A 25,959-nucleotide genomic window follows, 5' to 3' on the forward strand; every position below is an offset into this window, starting at 1 on the left:
GCGGGGATGACGAGCAAAGAGCACATGAGCCTGGTCACCGCCCTCACCTACATCCTGCCGCACCGCCTGCTGTCGTCGATGGCACGCTCGCTGGCGTACTCGGACGCGCCGCGGGTGAAGCAATGGCTGATCGACACGGTCACGCGCAAGTTCGGCGTCAACCTCGCCGAAGCCGCCGAACCCGATCCGCGCGCCTACCCGACGTTCAACGCCTTCTTCACCCGCGCGCTCAAGCCCGGCGCCCGCGTTGCCGACGCCGATCCGCGTTCGCTGCTGATGCCCGCCGACGGCCGCATCAGCCAGTGCGGCCCGATCGAGGACGGCCGCATCTTCCAGGCGAAGGGCCAGTCGTTCACCGCCGCCGAACTGCTCGGCGACGAGGACGCTGCCGAGCCGTTCAACAACGGCCTGTTCGCCACCGTGTACCTGTCGCCCAAGGACTACCACCGCGTGCACATGCCGTGGGGCGGCAAGCTGCGCGAAACCGTGCACGTGCCCGGCCGCCTTTTCAGCGTTGGCCCGGCCGCGGTGCAGAACGTGCCGCGCCTGTTCGCGCGCAACGAACGCCTGGTCTGCCACTTCGACACCGACTTCGGGCCGATGGCGATGGTGATGGTTGGTGCGCTGCTGGTCTCGGGCGTGCAGACGGTGTGGAGCGGCGTGGAGATTCCGCGCTATGGCGACACGGTCACCGTCAAGGACTACCGTGGCGCCGACATCACGCTGGAGCGCTTCGCCGAGATGGCGCGCTTCAACTACGGCTCGACCGTGATCGTGCTGCTGCCGCCTGGCGTGGCGGCGCTCGATCCGGCGTTGCAGGGTGAGTCGGCGGTGCGGCTGGGCGAAGTGCTGGCGCGCCGGGTCTAGCCGCTTCGGAAACGTTGACCCGGGTGCGCTTCGCTTACCCGGGCTACGCGTGACGTTTGTAGCCCGGGTAAGCGCAGCGCACCCGGGAGCGTCACGCAAGCAGGGCTGCTAGCCCTCGCAGCCGTCCAGCTTGATCTTCTGACCCGGCCTGATCGCGTAACGCGGCGCCTTGAGCTTGTTGGCCTTGGCCAGGTCGCCGGTGTCGCATTGGAACTTCTGCGCGATCGCGGTCAGCGTTTCGCCGCGCTTGACCGTGTAGGACGCCGGCTTGGACGACTTCTTCGGTGCAGGCTTGGCCGCTGCCACCGCGCCGGACGTACCGGTGCCCGCGCTCTCGGCCTCGTACACCACGTCGCTCGAATCAACCGGCGTGACCGGCCCGGTCCGTACGATCGCCGAGCTGGCATCGCTCATCACCAGCGTATGCGCCAGGTCGGCGCGCTGGCCCTGCACGCACCAGCGGTTGTACAGGCCGACGATCTTGGTGGTGGCATTGAGCGTGGTGCCGGCAGGCAAGTAGCGGTCGGCCTCGTAACGCGGGTTGAGGTTGCGCAGCGCGCGCATGTAGCCGTCGCGCGAACCGTTGCTGCCCAGGCAGATGGTCAGCTCGTAGATCGAGCTGGGCTTGCTCAGGCGCAATCCGGCCGCGCGTGCGTCGACCTTGGGGAAGGTCAGGCCGTATTCCTTGGGATGCAGGAACAGCCACGCCGCGGCAATCACCATCGGCACGTAGTCGCGGGTTTCGGCCGGGAACTGGTTGTAGACCGACTCGTCCCAGAAGTTGCGCCCGCCCGAGCCGTTGTAGACGCGCAGGGCGCGACCCTCGCCACCGTTGTAGGCGGCCAGCGACAGCTCGATGCTGCGGTTGAGTTCGCCCAGGCGCTCGTTGAAGTAGGACGCGGCCGCCTGTGCCGATGCGCGGGCGTCGTAACGGGTATCGAAGCCGGTGCCGTCGTCACCCAGGCCGAAGCGGCGGCCCGTGCCGTACATGAACTGCATCGGCCCGGCCGCGCCGGCGCGCGAGGTGGAATGGACGCGGCCGTTGGATTCCTTGGCCATCACGCCGAACAGCAGCGCCTCGGGCAGGCCGGCGCGCTCGAACTGCGGCCACATCGACTGCCGCAGGTACTGGTAGTTCTCGTGGGTGTCGATCAGCGCCGGGCGCATGTCGGTCAGCCAACGGCGGATGCCGGCCTGCACGGCCGGGTTGTACTGCACCATCTTCACGAAGCGCTGGCCGTCGGCACTGAGCAGCGCCGCCGCGCGGGCGGCCTCGGGCACGTCGGCGGTGATGCTGCCGGCGCCTTCGTCCTCGTTGTCCTCGGGCAGGTCGTCGCCCGAAGCCAGGTCGGCGTTCTGCTTCAGCAGGCGCTTGTAGGCGGTCAACATGGTCGTGGGCGAGCAGCCCTTCTGCTTCACGCAGGCGGCCATCACGTCTTCCATGTCCTCCAGCGCGGCATCGACCTCGGTGCGACCGGACGGATCGGCGTTGCCGACCTTGACGATGCCCTGGCGGTAGCGGGCCTCGGCGGCCTGCATGCGCTGGTCGAGTGCCTCCACGGCTGCCTGGTCGCGCTTGGAGAGGGCATGCGCGCTCGGCGCAAGTGTGGCGAAACCGAGCGCAAGCAGCGCGACGGAAGGACGAACCAGTGCGGGCATGGACGACAACTGCAAGCGGGGGACTGGGAGGGTAGCGTTGCCTTGCGAACGCGGGCAAGCACTGTTGCAGCCGGAGTGCGTGAATGGGGATATGCGTGGCAAATGCGGCCCGCATCCGCTCCGCCATCGCCCCGCCGGGAAACTTTCCCGCTGTCCGTGCGCGCCCGAGCAGCATCCGGCGACGCCGCATAGAATCGTCCGCACTTCCCCACTGCCCCCGAGCACGGACCCGGACATGGACCCGACCACAGGCACGATCCTCATCGGCAAGGCCGTCACCACGCCGACCTCCCTGCCCGACAGCCACGGCCAGGTTTACCTGCTGCCCAAGTTCGGCAACCGTCATGGACTGGTCGCAGGCGCCACCGGCACCGGCAAGACCGTGACCCTGATGACCCTGGCCGAAGGCTTCTCGCGCCTGGGCGTGCCGGTGTTCCTGGCCGACGTGAAGGGCGACGTCGCCGGCCTGGCGATGGCCGGCGCCGGCGGCGACAAGCTGCAGGCCCGCGTCGCCGAGATCGGCATCGGCGATTACGCCAGCCAGGCCAGCCCGGTCGTGTTCTGGGACCTGTTCGGCAAGCTCGGCCATCCGGTGCGGACCACCGTCAGCGAGATGGGCCCGACCCTGCTGGCGCGCGTGCTCGAACTCAACGACACGCAGTCGGGCGTGCTCGACATCGTCTTCAAGCTCGCCGACGACCGCGGCCTGCTGCTGCTCGACCTGGAAGACCTGCGTGCCCTGCTCGGCCTGGTCGCGGCCGAGCGCAAGGACATCTCCACCAGCTACGGGCTGGTCAGCGCGCAGTCGATCGGCGCGATCCAGCGCTCGCTGCTGCGCCTGGAACAGGAAGGCGGGGAGATGTTCTTCGGCGAGCCGGCGCTGGAACTGGCCGACCTGATGCGCACGCAGCCCGACGGTCGCGGCGTGATCAACATCCTGGCGTCCGACCAGCTGGTGCTCAAACCGCGGCTGTACTCGAGCTTCCTGCTGTGGCTGCTGTCGGAACTGTTCGAGAACCTTCCCGAGGTCGGCGACCTCGACAAGCCCAAGCTGGTGTTCGTCTTCGACGAGGCCCACCTGCTGTTCGACGACGCCCCGCCGGCATTGCAGCAGCGCGTCGAACAGGTGGTGCGCCTGATCCGCTCCAAGGGCGTGGGCGTGTACTTCTGTTCGCAGTTTCCCGATGACGTGCCCGACAACATCCTCGGCCAGCTCGGCAATCGCGTGCAGCATGCGCTGCGGGCGTTCACGCCGCGCGACCAGAAGGCGGTGAAGACCGCGGCGCAGACCTTCGTCGCCAATCCGGCGCTGGACGTGGCCGAAACCATCTCCCAGCTCGGCACCGGCGAGGCGCTGGTGTCCACGCTGCAGGAGAAAGGCGTGCCCATGCCGGTCGAAAAGACCCTGGTGGCGCCGCCGCGTTGCCGGATGGGGGCGATCACCGAAGCCGAACGCGCACAGGTTCGCGCCGGCAGTCCGGTCGGGCCCAAGTACGACACCCGCATCGACCGCGACTCGGCCGCCGAGGTGCTGGCGCAGAAGGCAACCGCCGCGGCCGAACAGGCCAAGGCGCCACCGGCGCGCACGCGCGAGCAGGACGATGCCGACGAAGGCGGTTTCAGCCAGTCGGTGAAGGATGCGGTGTTCGGCACCAAGCGCCGCCAGGGCATGGTCGAGACGATGGCCAAGCAGACCGCGCGAACGGTCGGCAACCAGATCGGCCAGCAGATCCTGCGCGGCCTGCTGGGCGGGATCTTCGGGGGCAAGAGTCGGCGCTGACGGGTGGTCCGCTACTGACGCCCGCTGTCCGCCCGTCCCACTGCGCCACGTTGTCTCCTGCGCGCGCCAGGATCGGGGAACTGCGCCGTGCGTGTCGACATCACGGCCGGAGGCGCCGACACGCCCCCGCTCCGGCCGCTGCGCCCGTGAGGCGCCTGGAGACTTCCATGTCACGCACCCCGCTGTTGCTGCTCACCCTGGCCTGCGCCTCAGCCATGGCCCTGGCGTTCCCGGTCCGCGCCCAGCAAACCAGCCGCGCCGTCGTCGCGATCTACCATGTCGCCCCCGGCAAGCAGCTCGAATTCCTCAAATGGATGGCCGCGCGCGAAGCCATCGACCGCGAGGCCGGTGTCGGCGCCACGCAGTGGTATGCCCACCTCAACGGCGACAGCTGGGACTACGTCGCGATCTCGCCCGACGTCGACGACGCCACTTCCGACAAGGTCGACGAAATGGCGCGCAAGAAGGGACTCAGGGTCGGACCGCAGGGTGGACTGGAATTCCGCGCGATGGTCGCCTCGCACACCGACACCCTCGCCGCCGGCCCGATGTCGGCCGCACAGCTGGTCGAACGCGCCGGCAAACCCTGATCGAACGCCCGGCGGCGGTGCGTGCCGCTGCCGGGACGTTCATCGCGTGCGTTCGCCTGCCGCCGTCGCAGCGTACTTGAGCCGCGTGGGCGGCTCTGCGATAACGGTCGCCCGCCCCCACTGACTCGACGATGTCCCGCTGGCGTCCCCCTGCCGAGAAAAGCACCGCCCTGATCACCCGTGGCGGGCACGATCGCCTCAAGTCCGAGCTCGATGAGCTGTGGCGCATCAAGCGTCCGGAGGTGGTCAAGGCGCTGGCGGCGGCCGCCGCCGAGGGCGACCGCTCCGAGAACGCCGAGTACACATATAGAAAGAAGCAGCTCGGCGAGATCGACCGGCGCGTGCGCTACCTGAGCAAGCGCCTGCCCTCGCTGCGCATCGTCGATACCGTGCCGACCGATCCGGAAGCGGTGTTCTTCGGCGCGCGCGTGGAAGTGGAAAACGTCGCCAGCGGCGAAAGCCAGCGCTATCGCATCGTCGGCCCGGACGAGACCGATGCGCGTGCAGGCTGGATCAGCATCGATTCGCCACTGGCGCGGGCGATGCTCAAGAAGCGGCTCGACGACGAATTCGAAGCGATGCTGCCCGGCGGCGCCGCGCGTTTCGTCATCGTCGACGTCGGGTACGGTGATGACGCCGGCTGAGCCGGTCGTCCTGCGCCAGGCCACGGTCGCGGATGCCACCGCGATCAGCGCGCTCGTCTGCGATCTGACGCAGCGCTGGATCGCGGCGGACTGCACGCCTGACGGCGCGGCGAGGCTGCTGCAGATGCTCGCGCCCGGGCCCACGGCCACACGGCTGGGTGAGGGCTATCGCTATGTCGTGGCGCAGCGCGGCCAGTCCCTGGTCGGCGTTGCCGCGTTGCGGCTGCCTGCTCATCTGTTCCATCTTTTCGTCGCCGATGACGCCCAGCGACAGGGCCTGGCCCGGCGGATGTGGCGAACCGTGCAGGCGTGGGTGGACGGACCGTCGCCGATCACGGTCAACGCTTCCCGGCATGCGCTTGCGGTCTACCGCAAGTTCGGATTCGAGGCGATCGCCGGGGAAGTCAGCGAGCACGGCATCGTGTTCACGCCGATGGAGTGGAGACCCGACGGCGAAGTGTGATGCCTGTCACCTCCGGGGCACACGAGACTATTTCGCGTTGACGCAGTTTTAACATTTCCCCTACCGTCCCCTCGCCTTGCGGTGCTGCTGCGCCGGAGGGTCATCTCTCAAGGGGAGTTTCAAAAATGGGGAAGTTCAAGATCCTGGTCCTGGCGCTCGCCATGGCCGGTGCAAGCACTGCCGCGTCGGCTGCCGAGGGGTCGGGAGTCTATGTGCGTGGTGAAGTCGGCAATTCCACGCTGTATGTCGATGGCGACTCCGCTGTCGATACCGCGATGAACGGCTGGCTCGGTTACAGCTTCAACTCGCTGATCGGTGTCGAGGCCCATTACGGCTCGCTCGGCAAGGACAGCGACCAGGGCTCGACCATCGAAATGAACGCAACCGGCATCGGCCTGCGCCTGAAGCACGAGTTCGCCGGCGGCGGTTACTACATCGCCGGTCGCGCGGGCATGGAGCGCGTCGAAAGCCAGTTCACCGACAACAGCTTCGGCGTCCATCTCACCGAAGAAGACGACAACCCGTACGCCGGCCTGGGCATGGGCTACAACGTCAACCAGAACTTCGCCCTGACCGCTTACTGGGACACGCGCACCGTGCCGTTCTTCGTCGATGACGAACGCGTCGATACGCTGACGGTCGGCGGCGAATACCGCTTCTGATCGAATCGCCGGCAACGGCTGGCGGACCCGGCAATGGCCACCTTCGGGTGGCCATTGTCGTTTTGCGACTCAGTCTGCGACTCAGTCGTCGAAGGCGACTTCGCCGAACAGGTCGTGCTCGTCGCTGCCCATGATCTCGACGTCGACGAACTCGCCCGGTTTGAGGCCGGCCATGAAGCCGTTCTGGATCTGCACCAGGCCATCGATCTCCGGCGCGTCGGCCATCGAGCGCGCGATCGCCAGTTCGCCGTCGAGCGCATCGACCAGGCAGCGCTGGGTGGTGCCGACCTTGGCCTCGAGCTTGGCCGCGGAAATCTCCGCCTGCCGCTCCATGAAGCGCGCCAGGCGCTCGGCCTTGACCTCTTCCGGCACCGGATCGGGCAGCGCGTTGGCGCTGGCGCCCTCGACCGGCGAATAGGCGAACGCGCCGACGCGGTCGAGCTGGGCTTCGTCGAGGAAGTCGAGCAGCTCTTCGAACTCGGCCTCGGTCTCGCCGGGGAAACCGACGATGAAGGTCGAGCGGATGGTGATGTCCGGTGCGATCGCGCGCCAGCGCTGGATGCGCTCCAGCGTCTTGTCGACCGCGCCCGGGCGCTTCATCAGCTTGAGCACGCGCGGGCTGGCGTGCTGGAACGGGATGTCCAGGTACGGCAGCAGCTTGCGCATGCCGTTGGCGCCGGTTTCGGCCATCAGCGGGATGATGTCGTCGACGTGCGGGTACGGATACACATAGTGCAGTCGGGTCCAGATGCCCAGCTCGCTCAGCCCCTCGCACAGCGCCTTCATCCGCGTCTGGTAGGACTTGCCGCGCCACTCGTGCTGCGCGTACTTGACGTCGACGCCGTAGGCCGAAGTGTCCTGCGAGATCACCAGCAATTCCTTGACCCCGCCCATCGCCAGCTTTTCGGCTTCGCGCAGCACCTGGTCGACCGGACGGCTGACCAGGTCGCCGCGCATCGATGGGATGATGCAGAAGCTGCAACGGTGATTGCAGCCTTCGGAGATCTTCAGGTAGGCGTAGTGCTTGGGCGTGAGCTTGATGCCGGTGTCGGGGACCAGATCGAGGAACGGATCGTGCTTGGGCGGCAGTGCGGCATGCACCGCGCTCATCACGCTGCCGTAGTCCTGCGGCCCGCTGATCGACAGTACGCCCGGGTGCGCCTCGCGGATCTGCTCGGGCTTCTTGCCCAGGCAGCCGGTGACGATCACCTTGCCGTTCTCGGCGATCGCCTCGCCGATCGCATCCAGCGACTCGGTCACGGCCGAGTCGATGAAGCCGCAGGTGTTGACCACGACCACGTCGGCATCGTCGTAGGTCTGGACGATGTCGTAGCCCTCCACGCGCAACTGGGTGAGGATGCGTTCGGAATCGACCAGCGCCTTGGGGCAACCGAGGCTGACGAAACCGACTTTGGGATTGGCTAGGGACATTAAGAGAACCGGGCTTGTCGAGTTGCAGTCGCGCCCAGCGCAGCGAGCGACCTGCTGGCCACGCATTCGGCGGCTACGGCAGGTCCCTCGCTGCGCTGGGACGACAGGATGGCTGCGGATTATAGCGCCGGCGCTAGAATCAGCCTGCCCCCGATGGTGAATGACGCCGTGAACCTGAATACGCCGGTCATTCCCGCCAACTGAATGGATCTCTCCCCATGGCCCACTGGATCGATCTGGACACCCCGCATGGCCCGGTCAGGGCCTGGCGCGCCGAACCGACCGGCCCCTCGAAGGGCGCGGTGATCGTGTTGCAGGAGATTTTCGGCGCCAACGCCCACATCCGCAGCGTCGCCGAGCGCTTCGCCGCGGCAGGCTTCGTCGCCCTTGCCCCGTCGCTGTACGACCCGGTGGCGCCCGGCGCCGAGCTGGATTACGACGAGGCCGGTACGCAGCGCGGTGCTGCCCTGCGCAACGAACTGGGATTCGACCGCGCGGTCGACATCATCAGCGAGGCGGCCGATGAGCTGCACCGCGAGGGACTGCGCGTCGGCGTGGTCGGATTCTGCTGGGGCGGCAGCCTGGCGTTCCTGGCCAACACGCGCCTGGGACTGCCGGCGGTGTCTTATTACGGCGCGCGCACGGTGCCCTTCCTCGACGAACCGTTGCGTGCGCGGATGATGTTCCACTTCGGCGAAAACGACAGCAGCATCCCGGCCGAGGTGATCGAGCAGCATCGCAGCAAGCAGCCCGGCGCGGTCGTATACGTCTATGCCGGCGCCGGGCATGCTTTCAATCGCGACGTCGACAACCACGTCCACGACCCTGCCAGCGCCGAACTGGCCTGGCGTCGCACCCTCGATTTCCTGGCGGAGAACCTGCGATGAATCGCTCTGGTAACCCGGGCGCCTGGCAGCTGCATGCGCAGCTGGCCGAGGACACGCATCCGGTCGCCCATTTCGCCCTGAGCGAACTGCGGCTGATGGACGATGCAAACCACCCCTGGCTGATCCTGATCCCGCGCGTGGTCGACGCGGTCGAGCTGGTCGACCTCGACGAGGCGCAGCAGGCCACGCTGATGGGCGAGATCAGCGCTGCCAGCCGTGCACTGCAGGTGCAGTTCAAGCCGCAGAAGATCAACGTCGCCGCGCTCGGCAACGTCGTGCCGCAACTGCACGTCCATGTCATCGCACGGTTCCATGACGACATCGCCTGGCCGCGGCCGGTCTGGGGCACCGCCAGCGCCCAGGCCTATACGCCCGAAGCGCTGGTGGCGCGCATCCAGCAACTGCAGGGCGCCCTGCCGCAGTGAACGATTCGTTCGTCTGCGACATCGAAGCGCTCGCAGACGACGCCTGGCTGCTTCGCTTTGGCGACCGGCTCGACCCGCAGCTCAATGACCGCGTGCATGCGATTGCACGCCGGCTGGGCGAACACAGGCCGCATTGGCTGCGCGGGCTGGTGCCGGCGTTCGCCAGCCTGGGCGTGTTCTTCGATCCGGCTGCCGATCCGGCGCGGATCCACGAGGAGTTGCTGGCATTGCTCGCGCTGGACGAGGCACCGGTGGTTGGTACGAGCGCGCAGGCATCGCGGACGGTCGAGATTCCCGTGGTCTACGGCGGGGAGTTCGGCCCGGACCTGGAAACCGCGGCGGCAGAGCTGCAGCTGACGCCGCAGCAACTGATCGCGCGCCATTCCGGCGGCGAATACACAGTGGCGATGATCGGCTTCGCACCTGGCTTCCCCTATCTGGCGGGGCTGGATCCGGCGCTGGCGCTACCACGCCTGGCGACGCCGCGGGCCCGCGTGGCGGCCGGCAGCGTCGCCATCGGCGGCGCCCAGACCGGCATCTACCCGCGCGAGAGCCCGGGCGGCTGGCGCCTGCTCGGGCGCACGCCGAAGGTACTGTTCGATCCCGCGCGGGCGACGCCCTCGTTGCTGCTGCCGGGCGATCGGGTGCGCTTCGTCGCCATCCAGGCAGGGCGTTTCGCGGACGCAGGCCAATGAGAAGATCCCGCCCTGGCCTGCGCGTGCTGCGCCCGGGCTTGCTCACCACCGTGCAGGACCTTGGCCGCACGGATTGGCGTCACCTCGGCGTTGCCCACGCCGGAGCGCTCGACAGCGACGCGGCGCGACTGGGCAATCGCCTGGTCGGCAACCGCGCCGGTGCCGCCGTGCTGGAACTGACCCTGCACGGCCCGACGCTGCAGCTGGAAGCACCCATGCGCATCGCCCTGACCGGCGCCGCGGTATCGGCGCACTTCGACGGCGAACCGGTTCCCTGCGGTCGCCCGGTGCTGCTGCCGGCAGGCACGCTCGACCTCGGCGCGATCCGTGGCGGCGCCCGCGCATGGCTGGCGATTGCCGGTGGCATCGACGTGCCCGACGTGCTCGGAAGCCGCAGCACCGACCTGCGCGGCGGCTTCGGCGGCCTGGACGGACGCGCGCTGCGCAGTGGCGACAGGCTGGCGCTGGGCGACGCCCCTGCGGCCGAATGCACGCGCCTGCAAACCGTGCGCTGGTGGATCGACCCCGGTCACGACGAAGACCCGCGCGCGCCGATCCACTACCTGCCTTCGACGCACGCCTGGTCAGCGCCGCTGGCGCGACGCGCTTGGAAGGTCAGCGCCAGCAGCAACCGCCAGGGCCTGCGGCTACAGGGCGACGCATTGCCGACACCGCAGGCCGACGGCATCTCCGAACCGGTCGCGCCGGGCACGATCCAGCTGCCGCCCGACGGCCAGCCGATCATCCTGCTGGCCGATGCCCAGACCGTCGGCGGCTACCCGCGCCTGGGCCATGTCATCGCCGCCGACCTGCCGCGGCTGGCGCAGTGCATTCCGGGACAGACCCTGCACTTCGCTGCCGTCGATGCCACCACCGCCTACCGTCTGGCTTGCGCGGCGCGGGCACGGGTCGCCAGAATCGGGGTGATGATCGACGCGCGCGTGCCCGCGGTCTGACCCCTCCAACTCCTTACCTTCCGGAATTCCATGAAATCCAATGTCGTCGGCGCGCTGGTGCTGGTTGTGATCGGCACCCTTTTCCTGCTCAACAACCTTGGCTACACCGACATGAGCCTGGGTCGAATGCTGATGACCTGGTGGCCGGCGATCCTGATCGTGGTTGGCCTGGGAATGCTCTTCAAGCGCGGCTGAGGCCGCATCTGGCCGTGACGTGAGCAGCATGACGTGAGCAGCATGACGTGAGCAGGCGCATCGACTTCAACTGCGATCTCGGCGAAGGCTGCGGCGACGACGCGGCGATCCTGCCATGGGTCAGCTCGGCCAACATCGCCTGCGGCGGACATGCTGGCGACGAGGCGACCATGCGGGCGACGCTGCGCCTGTGCCGCGCCCATGGCGTGTCGGCCGGCGCGCACCCCTCGTTCGACGATCGCGAGCATTTCGGCCGGCGTGCCCTGACCTTGCCGGCCACCACCATCGCGCAGACGGTGCGTGCGCAGATCGAGCGTCTGGCCGCGATCGCGGCCGAAGAAGGCGTGCCCCTGACCCACGTCAAGCCACACGGCGCGCTCTACAACGTCGCCGCCGACGACCGGGGCATTGCCGATGCGATTGCCGAAACCGTCAGGGCGTTCGACCCGTCGCTGGTGCTGTTCGGCCTGTCCGGCTCGGCGCTGACCGATGCCGGCAGCGCGCACGGGCTGCGGGTCGCCCACGAAGCGTTCGCCGAGCGCGGCTATGACCGTCGCGGCCGGCTGCTGCCGCGCGGCAGCGAGGGCGCGGTGATCGAGTCGCTCGATGCGGCGATCGTGCAGGTACGGCGGCTGGCCACGCGCGGCGAAGTGGTCGCCGCCGACGGCAGCGTCGTGCCATTGCGCGCCGACACGCTGTGCCTGCATGGCGACCGCAGCGATGCGGCGGTGTTTGCGCGGGCAGTGCGCGATGCGCTGGAGGCGGATGGCATTGTCATCGCTGCGGTTGGGAGCATGTCCTTGGATTCCCGCCTGCGCGGGAATGACGGGAATGCTCCGGGATGAACTACTGGCCCCTCCTCGGCGTCGCCTGGGTCGTCGTCGGCTTCGTCCTGCGCGCCAACCCGGTGATCGTGGTCGTCAGCGCCGGACTGGTCAGTGGCCTGGCGGCGGGCAAGTCGATGCCGGAGCTGCTGGCCCTGGTCGGCGACAGTTTCATGTCCAATCGCGCCTTGCTGCTGTTCGCGATGACGCTGCCGACCATCGGCCTGCTCGAACGCGCCGGCCTGCGCGAACATGCCCTGCAATGGATCGCGCGCTGGCGCGGGCTGACCCTGGCGCGACTGCTGATCGTCTATCTCGGCGTGCGCCAGGGCCTGAGCACGCTCGGCCTGATCGACATCGCCGGCCACGCCCAGACCGTGCGACCGCTGCTGGCACCGATGTCGGAATCTGCGGCCAACCGTACTCCCGGCCTGCAGGAGCATGGCCCGCTGCCGCGCGAGGAAATCCAGCGCGTGCACGCCCTGGCCGCGGCCACCGACAACGTCGGCCGCTTCTTCGGCGAGGACGTGTTCCTGGCGTTCGGCGCGGTGCTGCTGATCCAGGGCTTCTACGCCGAGCACGGCATCACCCTTGAACCGCTGCAGATCGCGCTGTGGGCGATCCCAACCGCGATCGCCGCGTTCGTGATCCACGCCGTGCGCATCGTCTTCTTCCAGCGCGGTCTCGCCCGCCGGATGAGTTCCTCAACCGACCGTCCGGAACGACGCAACGATGCTGTCGATTGAGCATTTCTACATCGTGCTGGCGCTGTTCCTGTTCTTCGCCGGCGGCAGCAACCTGCGCGAGGGTCGCCATGCCCATGCCGCATTCTGGTCGTTGCTGGGCGTGCTGTTCGCCACCGGCAAGCTGGTGCTGACGGCAAGCAAGGCCGGCAATCCCCTGCCATCACAGCTCGCCGGCGCCGCCGTCATCGTGCTGGCGCTGCTGGCCACGCGGATGCGCCGGGAACACATCGCCGAAGCGCCCGAAGCGCAGCGCCAGGCCTCTGCATCGCGGCTGGGCCATCGCCTGTTCGTGCCGGCGCTGCTGATCCCGGCGATCACGGTGCTGATCGTGCTGTTCGGCAAACACATCGTCATCTTCGGCACGCCGTTGTTCGGCGAGGGCAGCATCACCCTGATCGGCCTGGCGCTGGCCTGCGTGCTGTCGGCCCTGGCCGCAGTCGTGGTGACGCGCGAGCGGCCGATCCGCGCCGTCAGCGAGGGCCGGCGCCTGCTCGACACGATGGGCTGGGCGGCGTTGCTGCCGCTGGTGCTGGCCACGCTCGGTGGCGTGTTCGCCGCCAGCGGCGTCGGCGATGCGGTGGCGTCGATCGTGTCGGCGGTGATTCCCGCCGACAGCCGGTTGGCCTGCGTGCTGGCCTACGGGCTGGGCATGGTGGTGTTCACGATGATCATGGGCAATGCATTCGCTGCGTTCCCGGTGATGACCGCCGGCATCGGCCTGCCGCTGCTGATCCATCAGCACGGCGCCGAACCGGCGATCCTCGGCGCGCTGGGCATGCTGACTGGCTACTGCGGGACGCTGATGACGCCGATGGCGGCCAACTTCAACCTGGTACCGGCGGCGCTGCTGGAACTCGATGATCCCAATGCGGTGATCCGGGTGCAGATCGCCACGGCGGTGCCGCTGCTGCTGGTGAACCTGGTGCTGATGTACTGGTTGGCGTTCCGATGACAACAGCGGCCCGTCAAGGACATTGCATCCGATTCCAACCGGGCTAAAGTCCATGGATTCCCGCCTTCGCGGGAATGACGATTGAACCCTCATGACTGACCCACTCCCCACCGTCCTGCTCACCGGTTTCGCCCCGTTCGGCGGCGAAGACAGCAATCCGAGCTGGGACGCCGTGTGCGCGCTCGATGGCGAGCAGATCCTCGGCCACCGCATCGCCACGCGTTGCCTGCCGGTCGAATTCGGTGCCTCGCTGCAAACCCTGCGCCGTGCGCTCGACGAGACGGCGCCGGTGCTGGCGATCTGCGTCGGCCAGGCCGGCGGCCGTGCCCAGATCGCGCTCGAGCGCGTGGCCATCAACGTCGACGATGCACGCATTGCCGACAACGCCGGCGCCCAGCCGATCGACGAGGCGGTGGTGGCCGGCGGCCCGGCCGCGTACTTCAGCGACCTGCCGATCAAGGCGATGCTGTCGGCGCTGCGCGCGGCCGGCATTCCGGCCGAGGTCTCGCAGTCGGCCGGCACCTACGTCTGCAACCACGTCTTCTACGGACTGATGCACGCGTTGCGAAGTGTGCCGGGCGTCCGGGGCGGCTTCATCCACATTCCGTATGCTCCCGCGCAGGCCGCGCGACACCCGGGCGCGCCGAGTCTGCCGCCAGGTGTGGTGAGCCAGGCTCTGCGCCTGGCGGTCGCCACCGCGTTGACCGTCGAACACGATGCCCGCCTCGCCGCGGGCACCACCTACTGAAGGACACCCTATGCGCAAGACCGTTGTCGCTGCCCTGCTGGCCGCGTGCCTGATCTGCCCTGCCCTGGCGCTGGCCGCCACGCAGTCCCAGTACGACAAGAAGGCTGCCGAGTTCGCCCAGAGCGGCCAGCAGACCGTGAGCCTCTACGTCGATGTCGACCTGGGCGCGCGCAAGAATGGCTCGGCCAGCGAGCTCAACCAGGCCCATCGCGCGTTCAACAGCAATGGCTACCAGGTGCAAAGCGTGGTGGGTTACACCGAGAACGGCGACCTGCAGGGGTTCTTCGTCACCTACGTGCGTCGCTGAGGGATTGCCCTCCCCTGGCCGCCGTTGGCGGCCGGTCCCTCCTCCGCCAGGAGGAGGGTGCGTGATGCCGGTCAGGTGCGCGGCAGCGTGACGCCGACCTGGCCCTGGTACTTGCCGCCGCGATCCTTGTACGAGGTCTCGCAGACTTCGTCGGACTGGAAGAACAGCATCTGCGCCACGCCTTCGTTGGCGTAGATGCGCGCCGGCAGCGGCGTGGTATTGCTGAACTCCAGGGTCACGTGGCCTTCCCATTCCGGCTCGAGCGGCGTGACGTTGACGATGATGCCGCAGCGCGCGTACGTGCTCTTGCCCAGGCACACCACCAGGGTGTCGCGCGGGATGCGGAAGTACTCGACCGTGCGCGCCAGCGCGAACGAGTTCGGCGGGATGATGCACACGTCGCTTTCGATGTCGACGAAGCTGCCGCTGTCGAAATGCTTGGGATCGACGATCGTCGAGTTGATGTTGGTGAATACCTTGAACTCGCGCGAGCAGCGCACGTCATAGCCGTAGCTGGACGTGCCGTAGCTGACGATGCGGTGGCCGTCGGCGGCGGTCTTGACCTGGCCCGGCTCGAACGGCTCGATCATGCCGTGCTGCTCGGCCATGCGACGGATCCAACGGTCGGACTTGATGCTCATGCGGGTGCGGGGGCCTTGGGCAACGGGAACGGGGATTGTGTCAGCCGGAGCGGCAACGGGAAACAGGCGGGCGGCAGGGCCTCAGAGCAGCGACACCGACAGCGGCGTCGCCACCTGCGGCCGCCGGGCCAGCTCCACGGCGATCCGTCGGGCGGTGATGCGGTAGGCCTGGGCCGCGGCGCTGTCCGGGGCGGCGGCAACCACCGGCACGCCGGCGTCGCCCTGCTCGCGGATCGCGATCTCCAGCGGCAGGCTGCCCAGCAGGGGCACGCCGTACTGGGCCGCCATGCGCTGGCCGCCGCCTTCGCCGAACACATGCTCGGCGTGACCGCAGTTCGAGCACACATGCACGGCCATGTTCTCGACCAGGCCCAACACCGGCACCTGCACTTTCTCGAACATCTTCAGCGCCTTGCGTGCGTCCAGCGTGGCCACGTCCTGCGGCGTGGTGACGATGACGGCGCCGGCCACCGGGATCTTCTGCGCCAGGGTCAGCTGGATGTCGCCGGTGCCGGGCGGCAAGTCGACGATGAGGTAGTCGAGCTCGCCCCAACGGGTTTCATTGAGCAGTTGCGTCAGCGCCGAGGTCGCCATCGGGCCGCGCCAGATCATCGGCGTGTCCTGCTCGACCAGCAGGCCGATCGACATGGCTTCCACGCCATGTGCGCGCATCGGCTCGATCGACTTGCCGTCGGGGCTGTCCGGGCGCCCGGACAGACCGAGCATGGTCGGGATGCTGGGGCCGTAGATGTCGGCATCGAGCACGCCGACGCGGGCACCTTCTGCCGCCAGCGCCAGGGCCAGGTTGACGGCGGTGGTCGACTTGCCGACACCGCCCTTGCCCGAACCAATCGCGATCAGGTTGCGCACGCTCGGCATCGGCGTGACGTTGGGCTGCACCGCATGCGAAACGATGCGCGCGTGCAGCTCCAGCCGCGCCAGCTGGCGGCCCGTTGCGGCCACGGCAGCGGCGACCTCGCCTTCCAGCCACGGCCGCAGGGCCTGGTTGGGAAACCCGGTGACGATCTCGACCACGACCCGGCCTTCGGCCTCGACAGCACGGATGCGGGCGCCCGTGTCGCCCAGCGTGACCTCGGTGTCGGGCAGGCGAAGGGCGGCGAGAACGGGAACAACGGCTTGCAGGGACTCACTCACGACAGCGACCTTGATCTTTCTTCGTTGCGGCAATGCTCGGGGCCGCCATGTTACGTGCTATTGCGTGATTGCCCCCACGTCCGCCCGGCAACGACCGCGCGAGGGCCCCCGGAGTCCGTCGACAATGGCCGCGATGCCGCCAGACAGGGACATTGCCAAAGCACCCTCCACGCCCGGTCCATACGCCAACGGATGCGGTATAAAGGTCCGCAACCGCACCACGGTGCGGGCCTTGCCGAATACATCCCTGGGAGGGGACCCATGCGTACGAAGTTGCTTGCCCTGCTGTTCTTGACTGCATTGCCGTTGAGCCTGCTGTCGAATGCCGCGTCCGCGCAGACGCCGGCGCCGGTCGGTCACTGGACCACCATCGACGACAAGACCCAGAAGCCCAAGTCGATCGTCGAGATCTACCAGACCAAGGACGGCAGCCTTGCCGGCCGCGTCACCGAGATCCTGCAGTCCGACCGCGGTCCGAACCCGATCTGCGACAAGTGCTCGGGCGAGCGCAAGGACAAGCCGGTCAAGGGCATGGTGATCCTGTGGGGCATCAAGCAGGACGGCGACGTCTGGGAAGGCGGCAAGATCCTCGACCCGGCCAGCGGCAAGATGTATTCGGTCAAGGTCACCCCGATCGAAGGCGGCCGGAAGCTGGAAGTCCGCGGCTTCATGGGCCTCTCGCTGCTGGGTCGTACCCAGACCTGGGTGCGCAAGTAATTGCTGTAGCCCCTCTCCCGTCGGGAGAGGGGTTGGGGTCAGCCCTCCGGGCAGCTTCTTCCGCGGGCGGGAGAAGGGAGCGGCAACGCGCGCATGCGATAATCCCCCGCTCTTTACGCGTCCCGGCCCCCCATGTCCCGCGAGTTCGTCGTTTCCTGCGCCCTGCCCTACGCCAACGGGCACCTGCACCTGGGCCATCTGGTCGGCTACACACAGGCCGACATCTGGTGCCGCGCGCAGCGCATGGCCGGCCACAAGGCCTGGTATGTCTGCGCCGACGACACCCACGGCACGCCGATCATGCTCGCCGCCGAAAAGGCCGGGCAGTCACCGGAAGCCTTCATCGCCGGCATGCAGGCCAGCCATGAGCGCGACTTCGCCGAGTTCGGCGTCGCCTTCGACCATTACGACTCGACCAACTCGCCGCGCAACCGCGCGTTGACCGAGGCAATCTACGCCAAGCTCGACAACAACGGCCACATCAGCCGGCGTTCGGTCGAGCAGCTGTACGACCCGGTCAAGGGCATGTTCCTGCCCGACCGCTACGTCAAGGGCATCTGCCCCAACTGCGGCACGCCCGACCAGTACGGCGACAACTGCGAGAACTGCGGCGCCACCTACTCGCCCAGCGAGCTGAAGGAGCCGCGCTCGGTGGTCAGCGGCGCGACGCCGGAACTGCGCGAGTCCGAGCACTTCTTCTTCGAGGTCGGCCAGTTCGACGCCTTCCTGCGCGAGTGGATGTCCGGCGACGTCGCCGCTCCCGGCGTGAAGGCCAAGCTGCAGGAGTGGCTGGACGCCGAAGGCGGCCTGCGCGCCTGGGACATCTCCCGCGACGCGCCCTACTTCGGATTCCAGATCCCCGGCCACCCGGGCAAGTTCCTGTACGTCTGGCTCGATGCGCCGATCGGCTACCTGTCGAGCTTCCAGGCGCTGTGCGAGCGCGAGGGCCTGGATTTCTGGTCGTACCTGACGCGTGACAGCAAGGCCGAACTGCACCACTTCATCGGCAAGGACATCGTCAACTTCCATGGCCTGTTCTGGCCGGCGGTGCTGCACGGCGCCGGCTTCCGCGCGCCGACGCGCCTGCACGTCAACGGCTACCTGATGGTCGACGGCGCCAAGATGTCGAAGTCGCGCGGCACGTTCGTGATGGCGCGCACCTACCTCGATGCCGGCCTGGATCCGGAAGCGCTGCGCTACTACTACGCCACCAAGACCAGCGGCGGCGTCGACGACCTCGACCTCAACCTGGCCGATTTCACCGCCCGCGTGAACGCCGACGTTGTCGGCAAGTTCGTCAACCTCGCCAGCCGCTGCGCCGGCTTCATCGAGAAGCGCTTCGACAGCCAGCTCGCCGCCGCGCTGCCCGATCCGGCTATGTATGCACGCTTCGTCGCGCAGCTGGCGCCGATCGCCGAAGCCTACGCACGCAACGAGGCCGCGACCGCGGTGCGCCTGACCATGGCGCTCGCCGACGAGGCCAACAAGTACATCGACGAGCACAAGCCGTGGGTGCTGGCCAAGCAGGAAGGCGCCGACGCGCAGCTGCAGTCGGTGTGCACGCAGGGCCTGAACCTGTTCCGCATCCTCAACGCCGCGCTCAAGCCGGTGCTGCCGCGCGTGGCCGTGCAGGCGGAGACGTTCCTGGCCGCGCCCGTCGCGCAATGGAGCGATCTCGAATCGCCCCTGCTCGCGCACCGCATCGGCACCTACACGCCGCTGTTCACCCGAATCGACCCCAAGCACATCGAACACATGATCGACGCATCGAAAGAATCGCTGAACCCCGACAACGCCAACGCAGTTGCAGACACCGCCGCGAAGACGACCGCAGCCCCGGCCAAGGCCGAGAAGGCCGCGCCCGCGGCACCGGCGGCCGCCGCAACGGCCGGTGCGACGGCTGGCGCGACCATTGGCATCGACGACTTCGCCAGGCTCGACCTGCGCATCGGCAAGGTGCTGGCGTGCGAGTTCGTCGACGGCTCCGACAAGCTGCTGCGCTTCGAACTCGATGCCGGCGAGCTGGGCAAGCGCCAGATCTTCTCCGGCATCCGCGGCTCCTACGGCGAACCGGAGAAGCTGGTGGGTCGCAGCGTGGTGTTCATCGCCAACCTCGCCCCGCGCAAGATGCGCTTCGGCATCAGCGAAGGCATGATCCTGTCGGCCGGCTTCGATGGCGGCTCGCTGTTCCTGCTCGACGCCGACGGTGGCGCAGAACCGGGAATGCCGGTCCGCTGACGGGAGGGGCCTGGGCCCCGACCGCTGACAGGCGAACAGGTCGCGGCGCAGGCCGCTCCCACATCAGCCGTCTGCAACCATTCCATGAACGTCGACCTGACCGAGCGACTCGACCGCATCCTGCCGCAGACCCAATGCGGCCAGTGCGGGTTCGCCGGCTGTCGCCCGTACGCCGAGGCGATGGCCGCGGGCGAGGCCGACGTCGACCGCTGCCCGCCCGGTGGCGATTCCGGGGCGCGTGCACTGGCGCGGCTGCTGGGTGTCGAAGCCCGTCCGTACGACCGCACGCGCGGCGCACACAAGCCGGCCCAGGTCGCGGTGATCGTGGAAGCCGACTGCATCGGCTGCACCAAGTGCATCCAGGCCTGCCCGGTGGACGCGATCATTGGCGCGTCCAAGCACATGCATACCGTCATCGAGCCGCTGTGCACCGGCTGCGAGCTGTGCGTGCCGGCCTGCCCGGTCGACTGCATCGTGCTGGCATCGCCCTAGCAGCGGGCTCGCTGCTACGCCGTCATAGCGCCGACAGTTGCTGCTCGCTGCATGCCGAGCACACGCGCTCGACCTTGTACCCCTTCTCGCGCAGCTTGCCGACGATGCCGTCGTCACCGAGCAGGTGCAGCGCGCCGACCACGACCAGGGTGTCGCCCTTCTTCGTGTTGTCGAGCATGCCCTGGATTTGCGGCAGCCATGCCTGGTTGCGCTCGACGTTGACCATCCGGTAGGTCTGCGGGGTCTTGTCGCGCATCTCCTCGCGGGTGAGCTTGTCGAGCCGTGCGACGTCGCCGTCGCGCCAGGCCGAGTGCAGATCGCCCAGCATCTGCGGCATCTCCAGCGGCTTGTCGAGGAATTCCTTCAACGAGACGATCTGCTCGTCCATCGGCGATGCATCGAGCACCTGCAGCTGGGTGTCGATCGACTCCAGGCCTGCGGTCGGCTTGTTGGCGGTGGCCGCGCGCTGCATCAGGTACTGGTCCACGCCCTTCTCCGGGCTGAAACCCAGCTGCTGCGACATCCCCAGCATCAGCGACAGGTTGATGAACCACGGCTCGTAGGCATCGAACTGTGCGATCGAGGCACCGCGCTGTGCGAGGATCCGGGCGAACTTCTCGCGCAGCGCTGCCGGCAGCACCTGGGTAAGCGTGCGGCCGTCGCCGTAACCGGCAGCGGTCAGGAACTTCTGCGCCATCGCCGGATCGGCCATCTGCTCCGGCGGAACTTCGAACACGACCTTGTCGGAGGCGGCGAAGGCGCTGTCGATGTCAGGCGAGAGCGGGTAGTCGTCGACCTTGAGCAGGTGGAACGAACCGAGCAGGTACACCGCGTTGTCGGCGTCCGAGACCTTCCACAGCAGCGGCAGCGGCGGCGCCTTGGCAGTGCTGGCCGCCGGCTCCGGCGCACGCGCCGGCGTGGCCACGCGCTCGACGGCAAACGCCACCGACGCCAGTCCGGTGACGGCGAGCAGGGTCAGGCAGAACATCTTCAGGCGACGCATCGGAACAGTGTCCTTCGGTTTTCAGGCGCGCCCCGGTCAGGGGCGATGTGGGTCAAGCGGTCGGGGCGGAGCCGTCAGGGTGTCGCATGCGCATAGGTCTTCTCGCCGGCGTTGATCGCCAGGTCGAGCCGGTTCTCCGGCGGCGGCAGCGGACAGGTCGCAAACGCGGTGAACGCGCACGGCGGGTTGTATGCCTGGTTGAAGTCGAGGGTCACGCTGGCATCGGCGCCAGGCTTGGGCGCATCGAGGAAGCGTCCGGCCGGATAGCTGCCATGGCCGCTGGTGCGGTCGGCGAACACCAGGAACAGCGTGTCCGCGCCCTCGTCGAGCGCCTCGATCCGGTACTGCTTGCCGCCACGCTCGAACTCGAGCGCGCCGGGGTTGGGCACTTCCTCGGTGATGCCGATGATGTTGGCGATCGGCAGGGTCTTGCCCGGCGGATGCGGCACGTAGTGCGCCTGGACTTTCCAGTCCGTGCTCGCCGGCCAGTACTCGATGCCGCGGAAGCCGGTCCGGCTCTGCGCATCGGCATGCTTCACCCGCAGGGCGTAGCGGTCACCGCGTTTGATCACGGTAACCAGGCCCTTGCCTTCGTCAAACGCCAGCACGCTCGGCCCGGTCGGTGAATCGTCCGCGCGCAGTTCGGTGGCGCCCTTCAGCGGTTCGCCGTCGAGGGTGACGACCAGGCCCTTCTCCGGCACGAAGCGCAGGTGGCCGTTGTTGAGGTCGATCATGCCGAAATGCTCCGGCCCGACCGCAAGCTGGATGCCGTTGCCGGCCGAGGCGCCGAAGTAGTGCGGGCCCGGATCGATCCAGTGCAGGCCGACCACGCTGGTCCAGCCGTCGGGCCGGGTCAGGTTGGCCACGCGCTGGCTGCGCCACTGTTCCAGGTCGCGCGAGAACGCGACCTGCCTGGCCTGGTCCTGCGCGGTCTTGTCGACGGAGTCCTCGGCGGGCTTGCTGCAGGCGCCGGCCGCCGCGACCACGGCCACGAGCAGCACACTCTTTGCGAACTGCCATTTTGCTGTTGCCGACATTCAGCGTCCTCGCAGGAACCAGCGGTCGATTTCGGGAAGGGTGAAGCGCGCCCAGGTCGGGCGGCCATGGTTGCATTGCCCCGAGCGCTCGGTGGCTTCCATCTCGCGCAGCAGAGCATTCATTTCGGGCAGCGTGAGGCGGCGGTTGGCGCGCACCGCGCCGTGGCACGCCATCGTCGACAGCAACTCGTCGCGCGCCGCGGCCACGCGCCGGGATTCGCCGTGCTCGCGCAGGTCGGCCAGGACGTCGCGCAGCAGCGCTTCGACATCGCCGTGCGCGAGCAGCGCCGGCACGCTGCGCAGCGTCAGCGACTGCGGACCGCTGCGGGTCACCTCGAAGCCGAGCGCAGCCAGCGTCTCGCCTTCACGCTCGGCCACCTCGGCCTCGCGCTCGGACACCGCCAGCGTCGCCGGCACCAGCAAGGGCTGCGTGCGCAGGCCTTCGCCGTCGTGGGCGCTCTTGAGTTTCTCGTAGCCGATGCGCTCGTGGGCGGCGTGCATGTCGACAACGATGAGACCCTCGGACGTCTCGGCGAGTACATAGATGCCGTGCAGCTGCGCGATCGCGTAGCCCAGCGGCGGCAGCGTGGAATCGCCACTTTGCGGCATCGCCATCGGCGCCGGGGACGTCATCGCCGGTTGCGCTGCACCGTAGAGTGCGGCGTAGCCCGAGCGCGCCTCGGCGACCTGCATCGGCAGCGGGGACTGCTCCTGGCGCCAGAACGGATGCGCGGCAGAGGCGTGGTCGGGCTGGCCCTCGTACGAAGGCGTCGCTGCCCAGTTCGGGGTCGAAGCGCCCATGCCCATGGCGCCACCCATGGCGCCATTTGCCGTGATCGCACCCGGCACCATGCCGGCGCGCGTCTCGGCCAGCGCGCCCTGCAGCGTGCGATAGACGAAATCGTGGATCAGGCGCGCGTCGCGGAAGCGGACTTCGTGCTTGGCCGGATGCACGTTGACGTCGACGCGGCGCGGATCGAGCTCGAGGAACAACACGTAGGCCGGCTGGCGCCCGTGGAACAGCACGTCGGCATAGGCCTGCTTGATCGCATGGGCGATGCTGCGGTCGCGCACGGCGCGGCCGTTGACGTAGAGGTACTGCTGGTCGGCGCTGGCGCGGTTGTAGGCCGGCTGGGCAATCCAGCCATGCAGGCGCAGGCCCTGGCCAGAACCCTCGGTGTGTGCCCCGCCGGCATGGTCGACGCGCAGCACGTTGCGCGCGAACTCCTCGCCCAATGCTTCGTGCAGGCGCACTTCCGAGAGCAGGTCGCCCTCGCCCTTCCAGCGCCGCGACGGCTTGCCGTTGTGCGAGACGCGCAGCTCGACATCCGGGCGTGCCAGCGCCAGCTGGCGCAGCCATTCCTCGATGTGGCCCAGCTCGGTGCGCTCGGCCTTGAGGAACTTGCGCCGCGCGGGCACGTTGAAGAACAGGTCGCGCACCTCGACCGTGGTGCCCTGCGGGTGCGGCTTGGGCACGACCGCGCCGATGCGCCCGCCCTCGACGTCAAGCGTCGCGGCATGGTCGTTGCCGGCACGGCGGGAGGTCAGTGCAAAGCGGCTGACCGAAGCGATCGAAGGCAGCGCCTCGCCGCGGAAACCGAGCGTGGCCACGCCTTCGAGGTCGTCGAGCGAAGCGATCTTGCTGGTGGCATGGCGCTGGATCGCCAGCGGCAGTTCGTCGGCGGCAATGCCGCCGCCATCGTCGCGGATGCGGATCAGGCGTACGCCGCCCTCTTCCAGGTCGATGTCAATGCGGTGCGCACCGGCGTCGAGCGCGTTCTCCACCAGTTCCTTGACCACGGATGCCGGGCGCTCGATGACCTCGCCGGCCGCGATCTGGTTGATAAGGGTGTCGGGGAGTTGGCGGATCGTCACGGCCTGGGCGACGCAGTCCTGCGTCGTCGGAGGAAACGATGCAGATGATAGCCGACGCGGGCCCCGATCCGAGGGTGCAACCTGCGCTTGATTCGTGCCGGTTTCGAGGTGACCCGCGTTTCAGCGCCGGACAGGCAGATTGCCAGCAAGCCGGCTCGGGGAAGCCTCGCCGCCGCAGCGGCCCTACGGGCTGCCGCCACCGGCTCCCACGTCTGCGGTCACATAGCTGGCATCGGCGCGCGCCGCGTACAGCGTTCCCGGCGGCGGCTGGCGGGTGAAGTAGGTATTGACGCCATCGAGCACCGCGCGCGCGAGGTTGCGCTGGTGCGCGGGGTCGGTCAGCCGGCGCTCTTCGTCCGGGTTGGAGATGAAGGCGGTTTCCACCAGCATCGCCGGCATGTCCGAGGTCCGCAGCACGGCGAAGTTGGCACGCTCGATGTGCGGCTTGTGGTTGCTGCCGACGCGCTTGAGCCCGTCCAGGACGTGCCCGGCGGCGTCTTCGGACGCCTTCATGTGGCCGCTCTGGGTCAGGTCGAGCAGCACCGAAGCCAAGGTGTTGCTGGTCTGCTCCAGGCGCACGCCGCCGATCAGGTCGGAGGAGTTTTCCTTGTCGGCCAGCCAGCGCGCACGCTGCGAGGACGCGCCCTTCAGCGAGAGCACGTACACCGACGAGCCCTTGGCCGAGCGGTTCTCCGCCGCGTCGGCGTGGATGGAAATGAACATGTCGGCCTTGGCCTGGCGTGCCAGCTGCGCGCGTCGCGGCAGCGGGATGAACACGTCGGTATCGCGCACCAGGTGCGCCTTCAGGCCTGGCGTGGCGTTGACCTGGCGCGCGAGCTCGCGGGCGATGGCCAGGGTGACGTCCTTCTCGCGCTTGCCCGACGGACCGAGCGCGCCGGGATCCTGGCCGCCGTGACCGGCGTCGATGGCGATGACCAGCGGGCGCATGCCGCGACCACGCATCACGTCCTTCATGGTCTTGACCGGCGCCTGGCCGGGCGCGGGCGCGACCGTCGACGCCACGGGTGCCGGGGGCGTGGTTGCGGTGCCGGCGACGGCGGCGCCCGGCATCAGCGTCGGCTGGCCAGTGGCGATGCGCGTCGGCACGCCGGTCGCGACCGTGGTCGGCAGGTTCGACGGGGCGGTGGCAACCGGGACCGGCGCCGGGCCCGGACCAGCGTTGCCGGCATTGGTGGCGACACTGTTCGTCGGCACGGGCGCGGTGGACACGGCAGGCGCCGCACCGTTGCGACCGGCCACGATCGCCGAGATCAGGCGGGTCGTGGCCTCGGAAGAGGCGGCGCTGACCTCGCCTGGCGAGGCTGGCTGGCCGGCAGCAGAAGCAGCCGGGCCGTTCGACGCAGCATTCGAAGCGGATGCGGACGCGGTCGTCGGGCCCGATCCCGGGAGCGAGGTCGCCACCGCAGTGGACGACGCAGGCTGCAGGGCCGGCGCAGCCGGCTCGGCAACCGTGGCGACACCCTCGATGGGTTCGGCGCCATCACCGGGCCACTCCAGCACCAGGCGCGGACCACTGGCGCCCTGCTCGATGCGTGGCTTGAGCACGGTCACCGGCTGCGACAGGTCGAAAACGATGCGGGACGTACCCGCAGCCGGCTGGCCGGTGCGCACGGACTTGATGACGCCGGCGCTGGCAGGGAGACGGAAATTGCCGGACAGGCTGGATGCGGGCAGGTCCACGACCAGGCGGTCGGGGTCTTTCAGGCTGATCACCTTGAATTCGCCGGCGCCATCGAGGGCGATCTCGGCGCGGGTACCCGTTGCCCCGGCGCTCAATTCCAAGCCTTTGATTTCACTGGCATGCGCCAGGTTCCAGGCAAGGGCGGTGAGCAGCGCGAGGCCGAGCAGAAACTTCTGGACGGTGGCGGCCTTGACGCGCATGACCGGTAGTCAACCACCGAGTCATGGAATTTGCAAGCACTTTTCCCTTACGAATCCACGACCTGCCG

The 25,959-nt window shown here is 68.5% G+C and carries 27 protein-coding genes; 19 read left to right on the plus strand and 8 right to left on the minus strand.

The window, feature by feature from the left end:
- Positions 1–24 precede the first annotated feature (24 nt).
- Positions 25–867: an archaetidylserine decarboxylase gene (asd, locus tag MNR01_RS04030; protein ID WP_241919688.1), complete on the plus strand. Its 843-nt coding sequence runs from the start codon at positions 25–27 to the stop codon at positions 865–867.
- Between the two features lie 108 nt (positions 868–975).
- Here the strand turns inward: asd and MNR01_RS04035 are convergent, their stop codons facing one another.
- Positions 976–2,526, minus strand: coding sequence for a transglycosylase SLT domain-containing protein (locus tag MNR01_RS04035; RefSeq protein WP_241919689.1), 1,551 nt, complete (start codon positions 2,524–2,526; stop codon positions 976–978).
- A 235-nt stretch (positions 2,527–2,761) separates the two neighbouring features.
- Here MNR01_RS04035 and MNR01_RS04040 point away from each other — a divergent pair, with 235 nt between their 5' ends.
- From MNR01_RS04040 to MNR01_RS04060, 5 genes are all read left to right on the plus strand, one after another.
- Entirely contained in the window at positions 2,762–4,306 is a 1,545-nt protein-coding gene (locus MNR01_RS04040) for a helicase HerA-like domain-containing protein (protein ID WP_241919690.1), read from the plus strand.
- A 167-nt stretch (positions 4,307–4,473) separates the two neighbouring features.
- Entirely contained in the window at positions 4,474–4,896 is a 423-nt protein-coding gene (locus tag MNR01_RS04045; protein WP_241919691.1) for a hypothetical protein, read from the plus strand.
- 131 nt (positions 4,897–5,027) lie between these two features.
- On the plus strand, positions 5,028–5,540 hold the full coding sequence (gene greB / locus MNR01_RS04050; protein ID WP_241919692.1) for a transcription elongation factor GreB: 513 nt from the start codon (positions 5,028–5,030) through the stop codon (positions 5,538–5,540).
- Positions 5,527–6,003 (plus strand): GNAT family N-acetyltransferase, encoded by a 477-nt coding sequence (locus MNR01_RS04055; protein ID WP_241919693.1) that lies wholly within the window; start codon positions 5,527–5,529, stop codon positions 6,001–6,003. Before greB ends, MNR01_RS04055 begins: the two co-directional genes overlap by 14 nt.
- A gap of 125 nt (positions 6,004–6,128) precedes the next feature.
- A complete protein-coding gene (locus MNR01_RS04060; RefSeq protein WP_241919694.1) occupies positions 6,129–6,665 on the plus strand; it encodes an outer membrane beta-barrel protein in 537 nt (178 codons plus the stop codon).
- A gap of 81 nt (positions 6,666–6,746) precedes the next feature.
- Here MNR01_RS04060 and rimO read toward each other — a convergent pair whose 3' ends face one another.
- Positions 6,747–8,096, minus strand: coding sequence for a 30S ribosomal protein S12 methylthiotransferase RimO (gene rimO / locus MNR01_RS04065; RefSeq protein WP_241919695.1), 1,350 nt, complete (start codon positions 8,094–8,096; stop codon positions 6,747–6,749).
- 218 nt (positions 8,097–8,314) lie between these two features.
- Between rimO and MNR01_RS04070 the strand changes: the two genes are divergently transcribed.
- From MNR01_RS04070 to MNR01_RS04115, 10 genes are all read left to right on the plus strand, one after another.
- On the plus strand, positions 8,315–8,983 hold the full coding sequence (locus MNR01_RS04070; RefSeq protein ID WP_241919696.1) for a dienelactone hydrolase family protein: 669 nt from the start codon (positions 8,315–8,317) through the stop codon (positions 8,981–8,983).
- The gene (locus tag MNR01_RS04075) at positions 8,980–9,408 is read left to right on the plus strand and encodes an HIT family protein (RefSeq protein WP_241919697.1); all 429 of its coding nucleotides are present in this window, start codon (positions 8,980–8,982) and stop codon (positions 9,406–9,408) included. The genes MNR01_RS04070 and MNR01_RS04075 overlap by 4 nt, the downstream gene beginning before the upstream one ends.
- Complete coding sequence (pxpB, locus tag MNR01_RS04080) at positions 9,405–10,103, plus strand: 5-oxoprolinase subunit PxpB (RefSeq protein WP_241919698.1); 699 nt, start codon at positions 9,405–9,407, stop codon at positions 10,101–10,103. Before MNR01_RS04075 ends, pxpB begins: the two co-directional genes overlap by 4 nt.
- Positions 10,100–11,059, plus strand: coding sequence for a biotin-dependent carboxyltransferase family protein (locus tag MNR01_RS04085; RefSeq protein ID WP_241919699.1), 960 nt, complete (start codon positions 10,100–10,102; stop codon positions 11,057–11,059). The genes pxpB and MNR01_RS04085 overlap by 4 nt, the downstream gene beginning before the upstream one ends.
- Positions 11,060–11,089: 30 nt before the next feature.
- The gene (locus MNR01_RS04090; RefSeq protein WP_199253068.1) at positions 11,090–11,254 is read left to right on the plus strand and encodes a DUF5668 domain-containing protein; all 165 of its coding nucleotides are present in this window, start codon (positions 11,090–11,092) and stop codon (positions 11,252–11,254) included.
- Between the two features lie 47 nt (positions 11,255–11,301).
- Positions 11,302–12,099 carry a 5-oxoprolinase subunit PxpA gene (locus MNR01_RS04095; protein ID WP_241919700.1) on the plus strand — a complete coding sequence of 266 codons (798 nt, stop codon included), beginning with the start codon at positions 11,302–11,304 and terminating at the stop codon, positions 12,097–12,099.
- The gene (locus tag MNR01_RS04100) at positions 12,096–12,824 is read left to right on the plus strand and encodes a DUF969 domain-containing protein (protein WP_241919701.1); all 729 of its coding nucleotides are present in this window, start codon (positions 12,096–12,098) and stop codon (positions 12,822–12,824) included. The genes MNR01_RS04095 and MNR01_RS04100 overlap by 4 nt, the downstream gene beginning before the upstream one ends.
- Positions 12,811–13,776: a DUF979 domain-containing protein gene (locus tag MNR01_RS04105; protein ID WP_241919702.1), complete on the plus strand. Its 966-nt coding sequence runs from the start codon at positions 12,811–12,813 to the stop codon at positions 13,774–13,776. The genes MNR01_RS04100 and MNR01_RS04105 overlap by 14 nt, the downstream gene beginning before the upstream one ends.
- Positions 13,777–13,867: 91 nt before the next feature.
- A complete protein-coding gene (pcp, locus tag MNR01_RS04110) occupies positions 13,868–14,524 on the plus strand; it encodes a pyroglutamyl-peptidase I (protein WP_241919703.1) in 657 nt (218 codons plus the stop codon).
- 10 nt (positions 14,525–14,534) lie between these two features.
- Entirely contained in the window at positions 14,535–14,831 is a 297-nt protein-coding gene (locus tag MNR01_RS04115; RefSeq protein ID WP_241919704.1) for a hypothetical protein, read from the plus strand.
- Positions 14,832–14,902: 71 nt separating this feature from the next.
- On the opposite strand, the gene dcd is transcribed toward MNR01_RS04115, so the two are convergent.
- Both dcd and apbC read right to left on the minus strand, forming a co-directional pair.
- Positions 14,903–15,472: a dCTP deaminase gene (gene dcd / locus MNR01_RS04120; RefSeq protein ID WP_158730638.1), complete on the minus strand. Its 570-nt coding sequence runs from the start codon at positions 15,470–15,472 to the stop codon at positions 14,903–14,905.
- Between the two features lie 81 nt (positions 15,473–15,553).
- Positions 15,554–16,627 (minus strand): iron-sulfur cluster carrier protein ApbC, encoded by a 1,074-nt coding sequence (gene apbC, locus MNR01_RS04125; protein ID WP_256451867.1) that lies wholly within the window; start codon positions 16,625–16,627, stop codon positions 15,554–15,556.
- Positions 16,628–16,888: 261 nt separating this feature from the next.
- On the opposite strand from apbC, the gene MNR01_RS04130 reads away from it, so the two are divergent.
- The 3 genes from MNR01_RS04130 (at position 16,889) to rnfB (ending at position 20,074) form a co-directional block, all read left to right on the plus strand.
- Complete coding sequence (locus MNR01_RS04130; RefSeq protein WP_241919705.1) at positions 16,889–17,344, plus strand: DUF2147 domain-containing protein; 456 nt, start codon at positions 16,889–16,891, stop codon at positions 17,342–17,344.
- 132 nt (positions 17,345–17,476) lie between these two features.
- Positions 17,477–19,582 (plus strand): methionine--tRNA ligase, encoded by a 2,106-nt coding sequence (metG, locus tag MNR01_RS04135; RefSeq protein ID WP_241919706.1) that lies wholly within the window; start codon positions 17,477–17,479, stop codon positions 19,580–19,582.
- 84 nt (positions 19,583–19,666) lie between these two features.
- Entirely contained in the window at positions 19,667–20,074 is a 408-nt protein-coding gene (gene rnfB / locus MNR01_RS04140) for an Rnf electron transport complex subunit RnfB (protein ID WP_241919707.1), read from the plus strand.
- A gap of 22 nt (positions 20,075–20,096) precedes the next feature.
- Here the strand turns inward: rnfB and MNR01_RS04145 are convergent, their stop codons facing one another.
- From MNR01_RS04145 to MNR01_RS04160, 4 genes are all read right to left on the minus strand, one after another.
- Positions 20,097–21,077 (minus strand): TraB/GumN family protein, encoded by a 981-nt coding sequence (locus MNR01_RS04145; RefSeq protein WP_241919708.1) that lies wholly within the window; start codon positions 21,075–21,077, stop codon positions 20,097–20,099.
- 74 nt (positions 21,078–21,151) lie between these two features.
- Positions 21,152–22,114 carry a DUF1684 domain-containing protein gene (locus MNR01_RS04150; protein ID WP_241919709.1) on the minus strand — a complete coding sequence of 321 codons (963 nt, stop codon included), beginning with the start codon at positions 22,112–22,114 and terminating at the stop codon, positions 21,152–21,154.
- Positions 22,115–23,989 (minus strand): DNA mismatch repair endonuclease MutL, encoded by a 1,875-nt coding sequence (gene mutL, locus MNR01_RS04155; protein WP_241919710.1) that lies wholly within the window; start codon positions 23,987–23,989, stop codon positions 22,115–22,117.
- Between the two features lie 183 nt (positions 23,990–24,172).
- Positions 24,173–25,891: an N-acetylmuramoyl-L-alanine amidase gene (locus MNR01_RS04160; RefSeq protein ID WP_241919711.1), complete on the minus strand. Its 1,719-nt coding sequence runs from the start codon at positions 25,889–25,891 to the stop codon at positions 24,173–24,175.
- Positions 25,892–25,959: the final 68 nt, after the last annotated feature.

The organism is Lysobacter sp. S4-A87, from assembly GCF_022637455.1.
Lineage (GTDB): Bacteria > Pseudomonadota > Gammaproteobacteria > Xanthomonadales > Xanthomonadaceae > Lysobacter_J.